Origin of the sequence: Lentibacter sp., from assembly GCF_965657785.1 — a bacterium.
GTDB lineage: Bacteria > Pseudomonadota > Alphaproteobacteria > Rhodobacterales > Rhodobacteraceae > Lentibacter.
The window spans coordinates 120816-139755 of sequence record NZ_CBFHPP010000004.1; the positions used below are offsets into that span (position 1 = coordinate 120816).

The following is an 18940-nucleotide window of genomic DNA, read 5'->3' on the forward strand; positions in this document are numbered from 1 at the left end:
GTCCTAGCCCTGAAGGCTCGTCACTCCGAGGTCGCCTTCGCTGCGGGCTTTCATGGCGAGGGCGGCTGAATGCGCGCCTGAGGCTGTGGTGAAATAGGGAATGCGATCATAGAGCGCGACGGAGCGGATTTCGCGGCTGTCTTCGACGGCGGCAGCGCCTTCTGTTGTGTTCATCAGGAGCTGGATCTCGCCGTTTTTGAGCATATCGACCACATTGGGGCGGCCCTCATAGACCTTCTTGACCACTTCACAGGTGATGCCATGCTCCTCAAGGAAGCTGGCTGTGCCGCCTGTTGCGACAATGGCAAAGCCGAGGTCGACAAGGGTCTGTGCGGTTTCCACGAGCTGTTTGGTCTTGTCTGAATCCTTGATCGAGAAGAAGACGCGGCCTTCAAAAGGAAGCACTGTGCCTGCACCCATCTGCGCCTTGAGGAAGGCGAGGGGGAAGGAGCGATCCCAGCCCATAACCTCACCTGTCGAGCGCATTTCTGGTCCGAGGATTGTATCAACGCCCGGGAAGCGCGCGAAGGGGAGCACCACTTCTTTGACCGAGAACCAAGGCATATTCGGGTCTGCCAGTGTCATCGGGTCGGTGTTTTTGATCGAGCCAGGCTTGGCATCTTTGGGGTAGGGGCCACGGTGTTTGAAGTCATCGAGCGTTTCGCCCGCCATGAGGCGCGCGGCGATAGAGGCGATGGCTGAGTCCGTTGCTTTGGCCACGAAAGGCACGGTGCGGCTGGCGCGCGGATTGACCTCGATGAGGTAGATCTCGCCGTCTTTGACCGCGAACTGGATATTGCAGAGGCCGCGCACTTCAAGGGCGAGGGCGAGTTGCACGGTTTGCTTTTCGATCTCTGTGATGATCTCGGCAGGGAGCGAATGGGGCGGCAGGCTTGAGGCGCTGTCGCCCGAGTGCACGCCGGCTTCTTCGATATGCTCCATCACGCCTGCGATATGCACTTTTTTGCCATCACAAAGCGCATCAACATCAAGCTCGATGGCGCCGGAGAGGTAGCTATCCAGCAGCACGGGGCTGTCGCCCGAGACGACGACGGCCTCGGAGATATAGCGCTCAAGCTGGGCCATATCGCGCACGATTTCCATGGCGCGGCCACCAAGAACATAGGAGGGGCGAATGACCAGCGGGAAGCCGATTTCTTCGGCAATGGCGAGTGCCTGCGCGTCTGTAGAGGCGATGCCGTTTTTCGGCTGTTTGAGGCCGAGTTTATTGACAAGCTCTTGAAAACGCTCTCGATCTTCGGCGAGGTCAATCGCGTCGGGGGTTGTCCCGAGGATCGGGATGCCTTCGTCGTGGAGCGCTTGGGCGATCTTGAGCGGGGTCTGGCCGCCGAACTGGACGATGACGCCGTGGAGCGTGCCGTTTTCTTGCTCGACGCGCAGGATTTCCATCACGTGCTCAAAGGTTAATGGCTCAAAATAGAGGCGGTCGGAGGTGTCATAATCTGTTGAAACGGTCTCCGGGTTGCAGTTGACCATGATGGTCTCATAGCCGACATCCGCGAGCGCAAAGCAGGCGTGGCAGCAGCAATAGTCAAACTCGATCCCTTGGCCAATGCGGTTTGGACCGCCGCCGAGGATCACGACTTTTTTGCGCTCAGACGGGCGCGCTTCGCATTCGACGTCGCCCATCATCGGCGCTTCATATGTGGAATACATATAGGGCGTTTGGGCCTCGAATTCGGCAGCGCAGGTGTCGATCCGCTTGAAGACGGCCTTGACGCCTTTGGCGATACGGGCGCGGCGCACGTCGTTTTCGCTCTGGCCTGTGAGGGTGCCGAGGCGGGCGTCTGTGAAGCCGAGCATCTTGAGATCCCGCAGACCTTTTTCATCGGTCGGGAGGCCGTTGGCGCGGACAATCTCTTCGGCCTCGACGATTTCGCGGATGCGATCAAGGAACCACGGATCAAACATGGTGACGCCGTGGATTTCGTCGTTGGAGAGGCCGTGGCGCATGGCTTGGGCAATGGTGCGCATACGGTCTGGCGTTTGCTGGCTGATCGCTTTGGTGAGCGCGGCCTTTTCGGGCGCGCCTTCGATCACCACCTCGTCAAAGCCTGTGAGGCCTGATTCCATGGAGGCGAGCGCCTTTTGCATGGATTCGTGGATCGTGCGGCCAATCGCCATGACCTCGCCGACAGATTTCATCGCGGTGGTGAGGTAAGGCTCGGAGCCGGGGAACTTCTCGAAGGCGAACTTCGGGATTTTTGTCACAACATAGTCGATGCTTGGCTCAAAGCTCGCGGGGGTCACTTTGGTGATGTCGTTGTCAAGCTCGTCAAGCGTATAGCCGACAGCCAGCTTGGCCGCGATCTTGGCAATCGGGAAGCCCGTGGCCTTGGAGGCCAGCGCCGAAGAGCGGCTGACGCGCGGGTTCATCTCGATCACAACCATGCGGCCATCGGCAGGGTTTACGGCCCATTGCACGTTTGAGCCGCCTGTCTCGACACCGATCTCGCGCAGAACAGCGATCGAGTGGTTGCGCATGACCTGATATTCTTTGTCGGTCAGCGTCAGGGCCGGGGCCACTGTGATACTGTCGCCTGTGTGGACGCCCATCGGATCAATGTTTTCAATCGAGCAGACGATAATGGCGTTGTCGGCTTTGTCGCGGACCACTTCCATTTCAAATTCTTTCCAGCCCAGAAGCGACTCATCCACGAGGATCTGGTTGACGGGCGAGGCGTCCATGCCTGTGCGGCAGAAGTGAATATAATCTTCGCGGTTATAGGCTACGCCGCCGCCTGTGCCGCCCATGGTGAAGGCGGGGCGGATGATGGCGGGGAGGCCGATCTCTTCGAGGTCGGCAAGCGCGAGCTGCACGCCAGCGTCAAGATCGGCGCTGCCGTTGTCTTTCTTGGGTGCGGTGATGATTGTGGCCTTCGGGTTTTCGATCCCGAGGCGGTCCATCGCTTCGCGGAAGAGCTTGCGGTCTTCGGCCATCTCAATCGCGTCGCGGGTCGCGCCGATCATCTCGACGCCGAATTTCTCAAGCACGCCCATTTCCTCAAGCGCAAGCGAGGTGTTGAGGCCTGTCTGGCCGCCCATTGTGGGCAGGAGCGCATCGGGGCGCTCTTTTTCGATAATCTTGGCGACGACCTCGGGGGTGATCGGCTCGATATAGGTGGCGTCGGCAAGCTCGGGGTCTGTCATGATCGTGGCGGGGTTCGAGTTTACCAGAATGACGCGGTAGCCCTCTTCCTTGAGCGCTTTGCAGGCCTGTGTGCCCGAGTAGTCAAATTCGCAGGCTTGCCCGATGATAATGGGGCCCGCTCCGATGATCATGATCGATTTGATATCGTCTCTCTTCGGCATCTGGGGCTCCCATCATTTTTGCAGCAGAATGGCGCGCAGGCAGGTGCGCGCAAATTGTCGTGGGTTATAGCCATGGGGGCCGTGGGTGCAAGCCCAAAGCGCTTCGCAAAAAGGCTGTGAGAGAGCTTTTTTGCAAAACGCTTTATCGGTGAGGCGCTTTGGCGCAGCGCGGCTTAGCGGAAGGGCAGTGGCACGTCGGGCTGAAAGCGAACCGCGCGAAAGACGAGGCCCACCAGAACCACAAGAAGGCCCATGTAGCAGAGCACGCCCATCAGCGAGGTGACATAGAGGCTGTCGCTGATCTGGGCATAGAGCTGAGTCAAAGGCAGGCTTTGTAAGGCTCCGATTGCAATAATCCAGCGCCATGCCGCCTTACGCGACATAATGTGAAACAGCGTCGGCAGCAGCAACAGCGGCAGCGTAAAGTAGAGCGCCCAAGACACAGGCCCAAACAGCGCCGTGGCAAGCCCAAACCCCAGCAACAAGACTGGCACAGCCGTGCCAGGCACAAGGCGGGGCCGCATCAAGATCAGCGCTGCCAGCGCCGCCAGCATGAGCGCGGCCATGACAGTGCTGAGCCAGAACGGCTCGGGCAGGCTTGGGGGCTGTTGGCTGAGGGTGCTGCCTGTCAGGAGGGCTTTCAGCTGATAGAGCACAACTTCGGGGGCGTAGTTGCTTTTGTCAAAAAGGATCACGGCGTCGATGTCTGCGAGCAGGCCCAGAAAGCGCGCGTGAAGCGGCCAGCCCGCCAGCGCCACGCTCATAGCCGCAAGGGCAGCGCCTGTTAGAGCAAAGGCGCCTGTCGCCCGCGCGTTGCGCTCTAGAATGAAAATCAGCACCAGAAACAGCGGTGAAAGCTTGAAGGCCGCAGCGACAGCGAGGATCATCCCTGCCATGGCAAAGCTGCTGGCGCGGTAGCGCTCAAAGGCCAGAAGCACCAGAAAGAGCGTGGCGATCTGCGGTGTGTTTTGGGCAATGGCGTCTATGGCGGGGGCCGAGACGGCCAGAAAAGCAAAGCCGACACAGACAAACTGCGCCAGCGTCATATGCGGCGGGCGCACAACTTTCCACGCCAGCCCGACAGACACGCTGAGCATTGCGACGTGTAAAACCAAGACGCCGTTTTGAAAGGCCTTCAGCGTCAGAAGCTCTGTGAACGGCGCCACAAGCCACGCCCAAAGCGGCGGATAGACAAAGGGCGCAACAGGGTCTGTGGTGCGCAGCCCGATCTCGGCGATCAGGGCGTGTTGCTCAGCGGCGGGCGCGCCGCCAAGCCCTTCGGGGCCAAGCGCATAGAGCGTATCGGGCAGCCCATTGGCGACGGCATAGCCTGCCAGATAGAGCGCGCTCAGGTCTGGCGATGGGGTGTTGAAAAACAGCGCAAGACACAGCCCTGAAAACATCAGGGCGCAAACAGGATAGGCGAGGCGTTGCATGATCGGGAAACCGCTCGTTATTTTGTGCGAAAATGGCATATCGCGCCGCGCTTGAATAGAAACGACGTGAAAACGCCGTGGCAACAGAGTCTTCCGTGCCACATGGCTTGACTTTTGCCCTTGGGCCATGTGTATCGGCGCGAGCTTTATATGCACACCAGATGCCCTGAAAAGGAATGACCCATGCACGCCTATCGCAGCCAGACTTGCGCTGATCTGACCCACGCCAATGTCGGCGAAACCGTTCGCCTCTCGGGCTGGGTTCATCGTATCCGCGATCACGGCGGCGTGCTCTTTATCGACTTGCGCGACACTTACGGGATGACCCAGCTGATCTGCGATCCTGACAGCCCTGCTTTTGCGGCCGTGGAAAAGCTGCGCTCTGAGTGGTGTGTGCGCATTGACGGCGAAGTGAAGGCGCGCGACGCGAGCCTTGTGAACCCCAAGCTGCCCACCGGCGAGATCGAGGTTTTTGTGCGCGATATGGAAGTGCTTGGCGCGGCGGCCGAGCTTCCTTTGATGGTCTTTGGCGATCAGGAATACCCCGAGGAAACGCGCCTGCGCTATCGCTATCTTGATCTGCGCCGCGACAAGATGCAGGCCAATATGCACCTGCGCTCTGACATGGTCTCAAGCATTCGCCGCCGTATGTGGGACAAGGGCTTTCGCGAATACCAGACGCCGATCATCACGGCTTCCAGCCCCGAAGGCGCGCGCGACTTTCTCGTGCCAAGCCGCCTGCACCCCGGCAAATTCTATGCCCTGCCGCAAGCGCCGCAGCAGTTCAAACAGCTGATCATGGTCTCGGGCTTTGACAAATACTTCCAGATCGCGCCGTGCTTTCGCGACGAAGACCCGCGCGCCGACCGCTCGCCGACAGACTTCTACCAGCTTGATCTTGAGATGAGCTTTGTTGAGCAGCAAGACGTCTTTGACACGATCCAGCCGGTGATGCAGGGCGTGTTTGAAGAGTTTGGTGGCGGTAAGAAAGTCGACAGCGAATGGCCGCAGATCAGCTACCGCGATGCGGCGAAATGGTATGGTTCGGACAAGCCCGACCTGCGCAACCCGATCAAGATGCAGGATACCTCCGAGCACTTCCGCGGCTCGGGCTTTGCGATCTTTGCCAAGCTTCTGGAGCAAGACGGCACAGAGATCCGCGCCATCCCCGCCCCGACAGGCGGCAGCCGCAAGTTCTGTGACCGGATGAACGCATTTGCTCAAAAAGAAGGCCTGCCGGGGATGGGCTATATCTTCTGGCGTGACCAAGGCGACGGCATGGAAGCGGCAGGCCCGCTGGCCAAAAACATCGGCCCCGAGCGCACCGAAGCGATCCGCCAACAGCTCGGCCTTGGCGTCGGCGATGCGGCCTTCTTCCTTGGCGGCAAGCCCAAACAGTTCGAGGCCGTCGCAGGGCGCGCCCGCAACGTGATCGGCGAAGAGCTTGGCCTGACAGACAAAGACCGCTTCGCCTTCTGCTGGATCGTGGATTTCCCGATCTATGAGAAAGACGCAGAAAGCGGCAAGATCGACTTCGAGCACAACCCGTTCTCCATGCCCCAAGGCGGCATGGACGCGCTCATGGGCGATCCGCTTGAGGTGCTTGGCTACCAATATGACCTCGCCTGCAACGGCTACGAGCTGGTCTCCGGCGCAATCCGAAACCACAAACCAGAGATCATGTTCAAGGCCTTCGAGATTGCGGGCTATGGCAAGGACGAAGTCGAAAAGCGCTTTGGCGGTATGGTCAATGCCTTCCAATATGGCGCCCCGCCCCACGGCGGCTGCGCCGCAGGGATCGACCGTATGGTCATGCTTCTGGCCGAAGAGCAGAACATCCGCGAAGTCATCATGTTCCCGATGAACCAGCGCGCCGAAGACCTGATGATGAACGCGCCAAGCGAGCCTCTTTCAGAACAGCTGATGGAGCTGAACCTGCGCACCATTGTGCAAGAGTAAGCCCTTTTTCTTTCTAAAAATATCCTGGGGGTCCGGGGGCAAAGCCCCCGGCCGGTCGGATTTTGCAAAGCGAAATTCGACAGAGGCTGGCGCAAGCTTGCTGACTGTTAAATGCACTGCATAATTCTCTCCCCCTCACAGAAATAAATGCTACTCTGCGCCTGTGTGTGGAGTGAGTGCTTTGAGTTTTACGCGTGAAATAGCCGAGATACGCTTTGGCACAGGCCTGTCGCCGCGGTTGCGCGGGCCGCGCGATATTGACGACATGATGCGCCGCCTCACTGGTAGGGATCATGCGGCCCAGACATATAAAATCGAGCCTTTTGAGGAGTTTGCGGCGCGGATCGCGCGGGTGACTGCGCTTTGGGAAATCCGCCGCGCCGATCGCGGCTCGCAGGCCGCCGAGAAGGCGACACAGGACATCGGCGTGGAAAAGCGCCGCGCGCGCAAGGCCCAGCAGCGCTGGCTCTGGCAGGCGTTGCGCCGCCGTGCGCATACGCAAGACGGCCTGCGCGAGCGGCTCGCTTTTTTCTGGGGTGATCACTTTACCGCGCGGGGCAAGGTCAGCGTGATGAAACGCGCGACATCGCCCTATGTCGAAAGTGCGATTCGCCCCTATGTCGCGGGGTCTTTCGCCGATATGCTCAAGGCAGTCACGGCGCAGCCGGTGATGCTGCATTATCTTGACCAGAAGGCCTCCGTCGGCCCCGACAGTGTCGCGGGCCAAAAGAAAAACAACGGGCTGAACGAAAATCTCGCCCGCGAGATACTTGAGCTTCACACGCTGGGCGTTGGTGGGCCATATTCTCAAAGGGATGTGACCGAGCTTGCCGAGCTGCTCACGGGGCTGACATACAGTCAGGACGGGGTCTTCGGATTTCGGGATGACTTTGCCCAGCCCGGGGCCGAGACGGTTTTGGGCAAGAGCTATGGCGGCGGCGCAACGGCTTTGGCTGATGTTCACGCCGCCCTTGAGGATCTGGCCCGCCACCCTGCCACAGCGCGGCATCTGGCGCAAAAGATGGCGGTGCATTTTGTCTCCGACCGGCCTGACCCTGCGCTCGTGGCGGTTATGGAGGCGCGCTATCTTGAAACAGGCGGGCATCTGGGCGAGATGACCCATGCGATGCTCTCTCACCCTGCCGCTTGGGCGCCCGATTTTGTGAATGTAAAACAGCCCGTGGATTTTATCGGCTCGGCGCTGCGGGCGCTGTCGGTTCCCAATGAGGCGCTTGCGGTGAATGACTGGAAAGCGATCCGCTTGGCCTTCACAGTCCCGATGCGCCTCATGGGGCAGACCTGGGAGGAGCCGCTTGGCCCCGACGGTTGGCCCGAAGACGACGGCGAGTGGATCACGCCACAGCGTTTTGCCGCGCGGGTCGATTGGGCGATGAGCGCGCCGCAGGGGCTTTTGGCCGAGCTGCCTGATCCGCGAGAGTTTGTGAGCGCGGCGCTTGGGCGCAATGTGCCCGAGGCGCTCCGCTTTGCTGCCAATGCCGCCGAAGACAGGCGCACAGGGGTCGGGCTTGTGCTGGCCTCGCCCGCGTTTCAAAGGATGTAACCGATGCAGATGTCCCCTCTCAATCGGCGTGCTTTTCTCATGGGGCTAGGCTGCACGGCGGCGGCCAGCCCTTTGCTCACGCCAGTGACCTTTGCCAGTGGCACATGGGAGAACCGCTTGGTTGTCATCATTTTGCGCGGCGGGATGGACGGGCTGGACGCGCTGCGCCCCTATGGCGACCGTGATTTTGGCAGGCTGAAGGGCCGTGCCGATCAAGCGCAGATCGGCTAGGGCCAAGACCTTGACGGGTTTTTCGCGCTCAACCCTGCTTTGGCGGGGCTGATGCCGCTCTGGGCGGCGGGCGATCTGGGCTTTGCCCATGCCGTTTCGACGCCCTATCGCGACAAGCGCAGCCATTTTGACGGGCAGGATTTGCTGGAGGCGGGGGGCGCGGATCTTGATGGCACTCTGCGCGACGGCTGGCTCAACCGTCTGTTGCAAAGCTATCCTGCGGTGCACAGCGAGACGGCCTATGCGGTGGGGAGCGGCGATATGCTTTTGATGAAGGGGGCTGCGCCTGTTGCCAATTGGTCGCCGGATGCGGGGCTATACGGGCTGACGCCGCAGGGCCTGCGACTGGCCGAGAGGCTGATGCAGGGCGATCCGCTGTTTGAGGCGGCTTTTGGCGAGGCGGTGGCCCTCTCTGGAGAGGGCGCCGCCATGATGGCGGGCGAGGAAGGCGCGCTTGGCGAAAGCGTGATGAGCGCCATGAGCGACAGCGCCCGCGCGGCGGCGAAGGGCGGGGGGCATCTCCAGATTGCTGAATTTGCGGCCTCAAAGCTTGTGGGGCCTGCGCGGATTGCGGCGTTTTCGCTCAATGGCTGGGACACCCACGCCAACCAGTCGCGCACGCTGGCGCAACCGCTCAACCGGTTGGCCGAGGTGATCTTGAGTTTGCAGGGCAGCCTTGGGGCGGATATTTGGGGCAAAACCGCTGTTGTGGCCATGACCGAATTTGGCCGCACGGCGCGGCTCAACGGCAATGGCGGCTCTGATCACGGCACGGGGGGGCTGATGGTTTTGTCTGGTGGCGCTTTGCGGGGCGGGCGGGTCTGGTCAGAGTGGCCTGGCCTGGACGAAGCGGCGCTCTATCAGCGGCGCGATCTGATGCCGACGCGCGATGTGCGCGCCTTTTCGGGCTGGCTGATGCGCGACCTCTTCGGGCTTGAGAAAAGCCTGATCGAGCGCAGTGTTTTTCCGGGGCTGGAGTTGGGCGCAGACCCAAGGCTCATTGGCTAGGGTTAGCGCCCCAGGATCGGCTGTCGGGGTCATACGTTATCAAGTGGTGCGCTCGCTTGCAGGTAGACGCCTGTTCCGTCCGTCAAATTTGTTGTGCTCGCTTGAGCTGAGCCTGCTTGAACTGTGCCAAAAACCGCAGCACAGAGTGACAGAACGCCCAAACCCAGAACAACCCAGTCGACCGTGACAGCGCCTTTTTCTTCGCTGACAAACTTTTGAAAGACCGTTTCCATAGTCATCTCCATGCAAGGGCATCTGCCGATGACGTTACATTGCCCCGCGATTGTGGCGGCTTTGGGCCGTGGGTGGGGCGATTCTTGCTCCATTTTGGGGAAGGTTTGGCGGCCTCTGTGCTCTCAAATCGCGACGGGTCGATCGAGGCGTTGTTGCACAAGGCCCGCAAGGGTGGCGATGGGCTGGTGGGTCGGAAGGTGTAAGGCGTGGGCCTTGGCAAGCGCTTCGCCCGCATGGGTGAGCGCCTCGTCGCGCGCGCTTTTGGCGAGGCCGGTCACGAATTGCGCGACATAGCCAATCTGGCGGTCATCATAGCCCTCGTTGATCAGTTGCGCGACATGAGACAGATCATCCGTATAGGCGATCGGGTCCGGGGTGACACGTTCGTCTTTGATGACGCGCAGGCCGAGGGGGCGGCTGTCCTGTGGCAAATGGGCGAGAATGGCCTCCTGAAACTGGGCAATGCTCTCGATCGGCTTGGCGAGAAACCCGTCTGCCCCCGCGGCCATGGCTTTTGCTTTCATGCCGTCATCGCCCGACAGGCCGAGGATGATGTTGATACGGGGAGACAGGGTCGATAGCTCATGAATGAGATCAAGGCCTGACCCGTCAGGCAGGCCGACATCAACCAGAATCACCGAGGGGCGATATACTTTGAGGTGGCGTTTGGCGGAGGCGATGCAGTCGGCCCTGCGGATGCGCGCCCCGCTGCGCAGGCAAAGGAGGCGCAGCGCCTCACAGGCATAGAGGCTATCTTCCACTGCAAGCACAGTCAGCCCCAGAAGGGGGCGCGAGGAGGTGGGAGATGTGGTGAGGGCAAGTGGGGTCAAATCGTCCATCGGGCAGCTCCTTATGCAGCAAAAGTGTTTTCGAATCTCAACCTAGACAAACACGGCTAACAGTTGGTTAACTGGACGCCTGCTTTTGGGCCTGACTTGGGAGCCTGCGACTTTGCGCTCCTTGCGATGCGACGCGGCGCAGGCGATAAGGGCCAGAAACCTGTTCTGGAGGATCAAATGATCGGACGTCTTAATCACGTTGCTATCGCTGTGCCTGACCTTGAGGCCGCATCTGCGCAATATGCCAACGCGCTGGGCGCTAAAGTCGGCGCGCCACAGGATGAGCCTGACCATGGCGTGACGGTTGTCTTTATCGAGCTGCCAAACACCAAGATCGAGCTGCTTTACCCTCTGGGTGAGGATAGCCCGATCAACGGCTTTCTGGAGAAAAACCCCTCAGGCGGCATTCACCATGTCTGTTATGAGGTGGATGATATCATCGCGGCGCGGGATCATCTCAAGTCAACAGGAGCGCGTGTTCTGGGCACGGGCGAGCCAAAGATCGGCGCCCATGGCAAGCCTGTGCTCTTTCTGCACCCCAAAGATTTCAACGGCTGTCTTGTCGAGCTGGAACAAGTCTAACAGACTGCGCAAAGACCCTGCGCAAAGAATGCTTTTTTCATAAGGATAGCCTCTCATGGGTATTACTTCGGCCATCGTGCTTTATGCTGTTTTGTGGTTTGTGACGTTTCTCACAGTCATTCCCTTTCGCCTCAAAACGCAGGGCGACGTGGGCGAAATTGTCTATGGAACCCAAGCCGGCGCGCCCCATGAGCATGGCCTAAAGAAAAAAGCCTGGATCACCACAGCGATTGCAGCCGCGCTTTGGGCTGTGATCTTTTATATCGTTGTCTCTGGCACGATCACAGTGCGCGATCTTGATATGTATCAGCGTATGGCGCCCTTGGAGTCGGAAGCGAGTGAAACAGATGGGTAAATGTCGCCGCGCCTAAGATCGGGATAAACAGGTTCACCAGTGGAATGCTGAGGGGGGCCGCCATCAGAATTCCGGCAAGCCATATGGTGAAAAAGTGTTTGCGGCGCAGCCTTTTGGCTTCGGGTCGCCCGACATGGCGCGCTGCGGCAAGGGTGAAATATTCCCGCCCGAGCAAAAACCCGTTGAGGCCCCAGAAAATCAACAGGGCAAATGGCATGAAGACCAGATAGAGCAGGACAGCCAAGAGGTTTGCCGCAATCAGCACACCGAGAAAGCCGAGGGTGTCGCGCAAGCTGTCCAGAAAGCCGAGGGGTTGGGCGGCCGCGCGCTGGGGGTAATGCCGCGCTTCGACGGCCTGTGCCACGTCCTCCAAAAACAAAGAGGTGATCGCCGAGGCGACAGGCACCATGAGAAATGTGGACAAGATCAGCATCAACAGCAGCGACGCGCCAGACACAAGATCGGCGAGCCAGCTCACCTTGCCCAGAAAGGGCAGGTAAACTTCGGGGCCGACAAGCGCCTGCACAAGCCAGAGCCAGCCCGCGTAAGCCGCCACCAGCAGCGCCAGTGTCAGCCCGACGCCGAGCAGCAGCACCCGCAAAAAGCGCCTGTCTGTCATCTGCCCGAGGGCCAGCGCAAAGGCGCGGAGAATGACGCCTAGAGCCATGTTGTCTTGGCCTTGATGTCGGGGCGGGGGCGGTCGGGCGGTGTGTGTGTTTCTGTTGCGATATGAATAAAGCCTGCGATGCGCTCATGCGGGGTAAGGCCCATAGCGCTCTCGGCAAACAGCCGCTCATGGCTGATCGCGCCTGAAAGCCAGTTGGCCCCCCAGCCCGAGGCAAGCGCGGCATTGAGCAGGGCAAGACAGACAGCACCCGCCGAATATGTTTGCTCAATGGCAGGTATTTTTTCCGACAGAACGGGGCTTTCAATCACCGCGACGGCGCAAATGCCCTGATCAAACTGGCTGCGTGCTTTTGCCGTTTTTTCGGCGTCATAGCCAAGCTGCTCTGCGATTTGGCCCGCCGCGCCGGAGAGGGCCGCCATGGCCTCGCCTTCAATCACCACAAAGCGCCATGGCTCAAGTTTGCCGTGATCAGGGGTGCGCGCTGCGAGCGTCAGGAGTGCCTCCAGCTCTGTTCTGGAGGGGCCAGGGGCGACAAGTGTCTTGGCGGGGCGCGAGCGGCGTGTCTTGAGAAAGTCGAGCGCTGTGGTGTTGGCTTCTGGCATGGGCTTTCCTTTTGTTGTTGCGTTTGATGTCATGTCTGGGGGCGAAAAGGTCAAGGCTTTGAGGGGAATTCCAGCGGAGCGGGCGGCGTATCGCACCCGACTGGGGAGCGGTCTGACGCCTAGCCTCTGCGCCAGAGTGCGCCAGAGTGAGACGCGATGTTATAAAAATTGCGCGTGAAATTGTGAAAAGGAAAGGGTTGCCCAATGGGGATTCCCTGCTAGGCTCCCCTACGGTGCCTTCGGGCAATCAAGACTGCTGCGCAAACAGCAAAATGAAATGAAGAGCGATAACGCTCTCTCAGGGAGGAAAAATATGGAATTTTTCACACGCACCGGCAAGCCGATGTCCAAAACGATCACGGACCAGGCTGCTAAAGTTGGAACAGATGACGTCAGCCGCCGCGAGTTTCTCGCTATGGCCAGCACCTTTGGTGCCACAGCGGCAACAGCCTACGGGATGCTCGGCATGGCCGCTCCCGCTAGCGCGGCAGGTGCAATGAAAGAAGGCGGCACAGTTCGCATCCAGCAAGAAGTCCGCGCGCTCAAAGACCCGCGCTCTTATGACTGGTCACAAATCGCGAACTTCTCGCGCGGCTGGCTCGAATATCTTGTCAAATGGAACAACGACGGCTCGTTCTCACCTTACCTTCTGGAAAGCTGGGATGTCAGCGACGACGCGACAACCTATACGCTGAACGTGCGCAAAGGCGTTAAGTGGAACAACGGCGAAGACTTCACATCCGCAGATGTGGCTCGTGTGATCGCCGACTGGTGTGACAAAGCCGTGGAAGGCAACTCGATGGCGGGCCGTATGGCAACGCTGATTGATGCCGACACTGGCAAGGCGCTTGACGGCGCGATTGAAGTTGTTGACAGCCACACTGTGAAGCTGAACCTGCCTGCGCCTGACATCTCGATTATTGCTGGCATGGCCGACTACCCTGCCGCAGTCTACCACAAGGACATCAATTTCGACGATATGACCACAAACGCGGTCGGCACAGGGCCATACCTGCCCGAAAGCCTTGAAGTCGGTGTGAAGGGCGTTCTTGTGCGCAATGATGACCACTGGTGGAACAAAGGCAACGGCGCATGGGCTGAGCGGGTTGAGTATATCGACTATGGCGTTGACCCTTCAGCTTGGGTTGCGGCGGCAGAAGCCGACGAAATCGATATGCTGTATTCTGTAGATGGCGATTTTATCGACATTCTGGGCAGCATGGACGGCTGGAACCAGCACGAAGTTGTGACCTCGGCGACAATCGTTATCCGCCCCAACCAGCTTGCTGAAATCGATGGCAAGAAGCCCTACGCGGACAAGCGCGTCCGTCAGGCGATTGCGATGGCTGTGGACAATAACGTGCTGCTTGAGCTGGGATATGAAGGCCGTGGCGCTGTTGCGGCAAACCACCATGTTGCCCCTGCGCACCCTGAGTATGTCGACATCGGTATGCCAAAGCATGATCCAGCGGGCGCAAAAGCGCTTCTGGACGAAGCAGGTATGGGTGATTTCGAGATGGAAATTCTCTCGATTGACGATGCTTGGCGCAAAAACACAACCGACGCTGTAGCCGCCCAGCTGCGCGATGCGGGCTTTAACGTGAAGCGCACGGTTCTGCCTGGTTCGACGTTCTGGAACGACTGGGTCAAATATCCGTTCAGCTCGACAAACTGGAACGCGCGCCCGCTTGGCGTGCAAATCTGGGCGCTTGCCTACCGTTCGGGCGAAGCCTGGAACGAGTTCGGCTATGCCAACCCAGAGTTTGACGCGCTTCTGACCGAAGCGCTGGCGACACCTGATGTTGAAAAGCGTAAAGGCCTGATGGAAAAAGGCGAGAAGATGTTGCAGGGCGACGCTGTGACGATCCAGCCGTATTGGCGCTCGCTTTACAACCACACCAAGGATGGTCTTGGCGGTGGTGAGCACCACATCGGTTTTGAGATCGACCCTGCGGCGGTTGGCTGGAAAGCCTAAGCCCAAAAGGGACATGAAACGAGACGGGGCAGCATGGCGCTGCCCCGTTTTTTTATGGTGCGATCCAAGCCGTTTGCCTGCGCAACCCGCTTGGCCTTTTTCTTTCTCAAAATATCCTGAGGGGGGGATTCATAAGCCCCAAGGCTTATGAATCGGGGGAGCAAAGCTCCCCCACGGGTCGGATTTTTTCCGAAGGAAAAATCCGATCTCTCTGCAAGCCCTCAGACCTGCGCAAAGGCCTCCCGCGCATAGCCCTGCACATAGAGCAGCGCGGTCAGGTCCCCGTGGTTGATCCTGATGTCGCATTCGGCAGCGACGCTCGGCTTGGCGTGGAGCGCCACGCCGCTGCCTGCGCGGGTCAGCATTCCAAGGTCATTGGCCCCGTCGCCCACGGCGAGCACATCTTGCTCTGTTAGCCCGAGGCGCGCGGTGATCTCTTCCAGCGCCTGCACTTTGGCCTCGCGGCCCAGAATAGGCAGCCCAACCTTGCCTGTGAGCTTGCCGCCCTCGGTCAGCAATGTGTTGGCGCGGTTTTCGTCAAAGCCGAGCTTGGCGGCTATCGCGCTTGTGAAGGCCGTAAACCCGCCCGAGACGAGCGCGGCATAAGCGCCGTTTGCCTTCATGGTGGCAAGCAGCTGAGGGCCGCCCGCCATCAGGCTGATCCGCTCGGCCAAGACCTTGGCGATGATCGCCTCGTCCAGCCCGGCAAGCAGCGCCACCCGCTCGGTGAGCGCGCCTTCAAAATCAAGCTCGCCGTTCATAGCCTTGGCTGTAATCTCTTTGACATAAGCGCCAACGCCCGCCACTTCGGCCAGCTCGTCGATGCACTCTTCGTTGATCATAGTGCTGTCCATATCCGCGAGCAGCATCTTCTTTTGGCGGCCTTTTGTCGGCTGCACGATCAAATCGACACCCAGAGCCTGAACATCAGCCCAGACAGCCCATTGGTTTGCGGGCATTTGGCCGATCTCAAACTCTGCCGCCTCGCCCTGCGCCAGCCAGCGCGCATCGCCGCCGCCCCAGGCCGTCTGAAGAGCGCCAAGGAGAGAGGCCTCAAGGCAGGGCACCTTGGGAGAGCTGAGAAGGGTAACGGTATACATGGCTAAGTTTCCGATCGTAGTCGTTCATGTCGCATTTTGGGCTTCAAGCGGCGTGATAGCGTCATTTCTGCGCTTGCGAAAGGGGGCTGCGCGCTTTAGCTCGGATGGCAGGACACCCCTCCCTAACGAGGGGCTTATATCTGGAAGGGTATCATGATTGATATTTCAAAACCGGCCGCGCGGCCGACGAACCCGCGTTTCTCTTCTGGCCCATGCGCCAAATACCCCTCATTCAATTTGCAACAGCTAGACAGCGCGCCTTTGGGCCGCTCGCATCGTGCCGCTGTGGGCAAAGACAAGCTCAAAGCCGCGATTGAAGAAACACGCGAGCTGCTCGGCGTTCCTGCCGAGTATCACATCGGGATTGTCCCCGCCTCCGATACGGGCGCTGTGGAAATGGCGATGTGGAGCCTCTTGGGCGCACGCCCTGTGACCATGGTCGCATGGGAAAGCTTCGGCGCAGGCTGGGTCACGGATGTTGTGAAGCAGCTCAAGCTCGACGCGACCGTCAAGACAGCTGATTACGGCGAGATCGTCGATATGGCGGCGCTGGATTATGACACTGACGTTGTCTTCACCTGGAACGGCACCACGGCGGGTGTGCGGATGCCTTCGGGCGAGGCTATCCCTGCGCGCCGCGCGGGCCTGACGATTTGTGACGCAACTTCAGCCGCCTTCGCGCAAGACCTGCCTTGGGACAAGCTCGATGTCACCACCTTCAGCTGGCAGAAAGTGCTCGGCGGCGAAGCGGCCCACGGCATTCTGATTCTCAGCCCCCGCGCTGTGGAGCGGCTCGAAACCTATACGCCGCCTTGGCCGATGCCAAAGATTTTCCGCCTCACCAAAGGCGGCAAGCTGATTGATGGTATTTTCCGCGGCGAGACGATTAATACGCCCTCGATGTTGGCGGTTGAAGACTATCTCTATGCGCTTGACTGGGCGCGCTCTGTCGGCGGGCTGAAGGGCCTGATCGCGCGGGCCGATGCCAATGCGCAGGCGGTGTTTGACTTCTGTGCCGCCAACGACTGGATCGAAAACCTCGCGGTGGATCCTGCCACGCGCTCCAACACATCGGTCTGTCTCAAGTTCACAGACGCGCGGATCACCGATGGCGCTGCCTTTGCCAAAGCCGTGGCCAAGCGCCTTGAGGCCGAGAATGTCGCTTATGACATTGGTGCTTATCGCGACGCGCCCGCAGGCCTGCGCATCTGGTGTGGCGGCACGGTCGAGACGGCAGATATCAAAGCGCTTCTGCCGTGGCTGGCTTGGGCCTTTGAAGCCGAAATCAACGCATAATTCCCGAGGTGCGCAGAAGCTGCGCGCCTCCTTTCCCTGATATTCAAATAAAGGATGCTCACCATGGCTCCCAAAGTTCTCGTCTCCGACAAACTCAGCGAAACCGCTGTTCAGATTTTCCGCGACCGTGGCATCGAGGTGGATTTCCGCCCCGAGCTTGGCAAAGACAAAGAGGCGCTCGCCGCCGCGATTGGTGATTATGACGGCCTTGCGATCCGCTCGGCGACCAAGGTCACACCGACGATCCTGGCTGCTGCCAACAAGCTCAAGGTGATCGCCCGCGCAGGCATCGGCACCGACAATATCGACAAAGACGCCGCCTCCAAGAAGGGTGTGATCGTCATGAATACACCCTTCGGCAATATGATCACAACAGCAGAGCACGCGATCGCCATGATGTTCGCCGTTGCGCGCCAGATCCCTGAGGCCAGCGCCTCGACCCATGCGGGCAAATGGGAGAAGTCCAAGTTCATGGGCGTTGAGCTGACAAACAAAACCCTTGGCGTCATCGGCGCAGGCAACATCGGCGGGATCGTCTGCGACCGTGCCCGCGGCCTCAAAATGAAGGTTGTGGCCTATGATCCGTTCCTCTCTGTGGAAAAAGCCGAGAAGATGCAGGTCGAAAAAGTCGAGCTCGACGAGCTTCTGGCGCGGGCGGATTTCATCACGCTTCATGTGCCCTTTACCGAGCAGACCAAGAACATCCTGAGCCGCGAAAACCTTGCCAAAACCAAGAAAGGCGTGCGGATCGTCAACTGCGCGCGCGGCGGCCTTGTGGACGAAGAGGCCCTCGCCGATGCGCTCAAATCGGGCCATGTTGCGGGCGCCGCCTTTGATGTCTTCTCTCAGGAACCCGCCACAGAAAACCCGCTCTTTGGCCTGCCCAATGTGGTTTGCACGCCCCACTTGGGCGCAGCCACAACCGAAGCCCAAGAGAACGTGGCGCTGCAAGTGGCCGAGCAGATGTCAAACTACCTGCTCACAGGGGCTGTCGAAAACGCGCTCAATATGCCCAGCGTGACAGCCGAAGAAGCCAAGGTCATGGGGCCGTGGATTTCCCTCTCGGGTCATCTCGGAAACTTCATCGGCCAGCTCACAGACGAGCCGATCAAAGCGATCAATATCCTCTATGACGGCGCCGCCTCCGAAATGAACCTCGAAGCGCTCAACTGTGCCGTCGTGGCAGGGATCATGAAAACCGTGACGCCCGATGTGAACATGGTCTCCGCACCGGTGATCGCCAAAGAGCGCGGCGTCAAAATCTCGACGACAAGTCAGGACAAGTCAGGCGTGTTTGACGGCTATGTCAAAGTGACCGTGGTCACAGACAAGCGCGAGCGCTCCATTGGCGGCACAGTCTTCTCTGACGGCAAGCCGCGCTTTATCCAGATCAAAGGGATCAACATCGACGCCGAAGTGGGCCGCCATATGCTCTACACAACCAATGACGATATCCCTGGCATCATTGGCACATTGGGCCAGACCATGGGCGAGAGTGGCGTCAATATCGCCAACTTTACACTCGGCCGCTCGGCGGCGGGCGGTGAGGCGATTGCACTGCTCTATCTTGATGCACAGCCCGAAGAGGCCGTGCTCCAGAAGCTCAAAGCGACAGGGATGTTCCAACAGGTCAAACCCCTCGAATTTGACGTGGCCTAAGCCTGCGCAACACAGTGATCAAAGGCCCGCCATCTGCGCGGGCCTTTTTTATGCTCTCTCGCCTGTCTTTTTCTTTCTAAAAATATCTCGGGGGGCCGGGGGGCTGGCCCCCCGGCGGGTCGGATTTTCGCGCAGCGAAAAT

The 18940-nt window shown here is 59.6% G+C and carries 16 protein-coding genes; 9 read left to right on the forward strand and 7 right to left on the reverse strand.

What is annotated here, in order from left to right:
* Positions 1–3 precede the first annotated feature (3 nt).
* Both carB and ACTF58_RS04120 read right to left on the reverse strand, forming a co-directional pair.
* Positions 4–3333 carry a carbamoyl-phosphate synthase large subunit gene (carB, locus tag ACTF58_RS04115; protein WP_438990695.1) on the reverse strand — a complete coding sequence of 1110 codons (3330 nt, stop codon included), beginning with the start codon at positions 3331–3333 and terminating at the stop codon, positions 4–6.
* Positions 3334–3506: 173 nt separating this feature from the next.
* A complete protein-coding gene (locus ACTF58_RS04120; protein WP_438990696.1) occupies positions 3507–4808 on the reverse strand; it encodes a glycosyltransferase family 87 protein in 1302 nt (433 codons plus the stop codon).
* Positions 4809–4952: 144 nt separating this feature from the next.
* Here ACTF58_RS04120 and aspS point away from each other — a divergent pair, with 144 nt between their 5' ends.
* From aspS to ACTF58_RS04140, 4 genes are all read left to right on the forward strand, one after another.
* Entirely contained in the window at positions 4953–6728 is a 1776-nt protein-coding gene (gene aspS / locus ACTF58_RS04125; protein WP_438990697.1) for an aspartate--tRNA ligase, read from the forward strand.
* Positions 6729–6900: 172 nt separating this feature from the next.
* Positions 6901–8289 (forward strand): DUF1800 domain-containing protein, encoded by a 1389-nt coding sequence (locus tag ACTF58_RS04130; RefSeq protein WP_438990698.1) that lies wholly within the window; start codon positions 6901–6903, stop codon positions 8287–8289.
* Positions 8290–8292: 3 nt separating this feature from the next.
* Positions 8293–8520 (forward strand): hypothetical protein, encoded by a 228-nt coding sequence (locus ACTF58_RS04135; RefSeq protein WP_438990699.1) that lies wholly within the window; start codon positions 8293–8295, stop codon positions 8518–8520.
* Positions 8521–8571: 51 nt separating this feature from the next.
* Positions 8572–9528 (forward strand): DUF1501 domain-containing protein, encoded by a 957-nt coding sequence (locus ACTF58_RS04140; RefSeq protein WP_438990700.1) that lies wholly within the window; start codon positions 8572–8574, stop codon positions 9526–9528.
* A gap of 29 nt (positions 9529–9557) precedes the next feature.
* On the opposite strand, the gene ACTF58_RS04145 is transcribed toward ACTF58_RS04140, so the two are convergent.
* The gene (locus ACTF58_RS04145) at positions 9558–9761 is read right to left on the reverse strand and encodes a hypothetical protein (protein WP_438990701.1); all 204 of its coding nucleotides are present in this window, start codon (positions 9759–9761) and stop codon (positions 9558–9560) included.
* Positions 9762–9884: 123 nt separating this feature from the next.
* Positions 9885–10601 carry a response regulator gene (locus ACTF58_RS04150; protein ID WP_438990702.1) on the reverse strand — a complete coding sequence of 239 codons (717 nt, stop codon included), beginning with the start codon at positions 10599–10601 and terminating at the stop codon, positions 9885–9887.
* A 177-nt stretch (positions 10602–10778) separates the two neighbouring features.
* On the opposite strand from ACTF58_RS04150, the gene mce reads away from it, so the two are divergent.
* Complete coding sequence (gene mce, locus ACTF58_RS04155) at positions 10779–11183, forward strand: methylmalonyl-CoA epimerase (RefSeq protein ID WP_298676913.1); 405 nt, start codon at positions 10779–10781, stop codon at positions 11181–11183.
* 55 nt (positions 11184–11238) lie between these two features.
* Positions 11239–11538, forward strand: coding sequence for a DUF1467 family protein (locus tag ACTF58_RS04160; protein ID WP_438990703.1), 300 nt, complete (start codon positions 11239–11241; stop codon positions 11536–11538).
* On the opposite strand, the gene ACTF58_RS04165 is transcribed toward ACTF58_RS04160, so the two are convergent.
* Entirely contained in the window at positions 11465–12205 is a 741-nt protein-coding gene (locus tag ACTF58_RS04165; RefSeq protein ID WP_438990704.1) for an EI24 domain-containing protein, read from the reverse strand. The two genes, ACTF58_RS04160 and ACTF58_RS04165, sit on opposite strands and share 74 nt — an antisense overlap.
* Positions 12196–12768: a nitroreductase family protein gene (locus ACTF58_RS04170; protein WP_438990705.1), complete on the reverse strand. Its 573-nt coding sequence runs from the start codon at positions 12766–12768 to the stop codon at positions 12196–12198. The genes ACTF58_RS04165 and ACTF58_RS04170 overlap by 10 nt, the downstream gene beginning before the upstream one ends.
* Before the next feature lie 313 nt (positions 12769–13081).
* On the opposite strand from ACTF58_RS04170, the gene ACTF58_RS04175 reads away from it, so the two are divergent.
* A complete protein-coding gene (locus ACTF58_RS04175; RefSeq protein WP_438990706.1) occupies positions 13082–14743 on the forward strand; it encodes an ABC transporter substrate-binding protein in 1662 nt (553 codons plus the stop codon).
* A 221-nt stretch (positions 14744–14964) separates the two neighbouring features.
* On the opposite strand, the gene serB is transcribed toward ACTF58_RS04175, so the two are convergent.
* Positions 14965–15843 carry a phosphoserine phosphatase SerB gene (gene serB / locus ACTF58_RS04180; protein ID WP_438990707.1) on the reverse strand — a complete coding sequence of 293 codons (879 nt, stop codon included), beginning with the start codon at positions 15841–15843 and terminating at the stop codon, positions 14965–14967.
* A 156-nt stretch (positions 15844–15999) separates the two neighbouring features.
* Here serB and ACTF58_RS04185 point away from each other — a divergent pair, with 156 nt between their 5' ends.
* Both ACTF58_RS04185 and serA read left to right on the forward strand, forming a co-directional pair.
* A complete protein-coding gene (locus tag ACTF58_RS04185) occupies positions 16000–17139 on the forward strand; it encodes a phosphoserine transaminase (RefSeq protein ID WP_438990752.1) in 1140 nt (379 codons plus the stop codon).
* 63 nt (positions 17140–17202) lie between these two features.
* A complete protein-coding gene (gene serA, locus ACTF58_RS04190) occupies positions 17203–18798 on the forward strand; it encodes a phosphoglycerate dehydrogenase (RefSeq protein WP_438990708.1) in 1596 nt (531 codons plus the stop codon).
* The last annotated feature ends 142 nt before the right edge of the window (positions 18799–18940 follow it).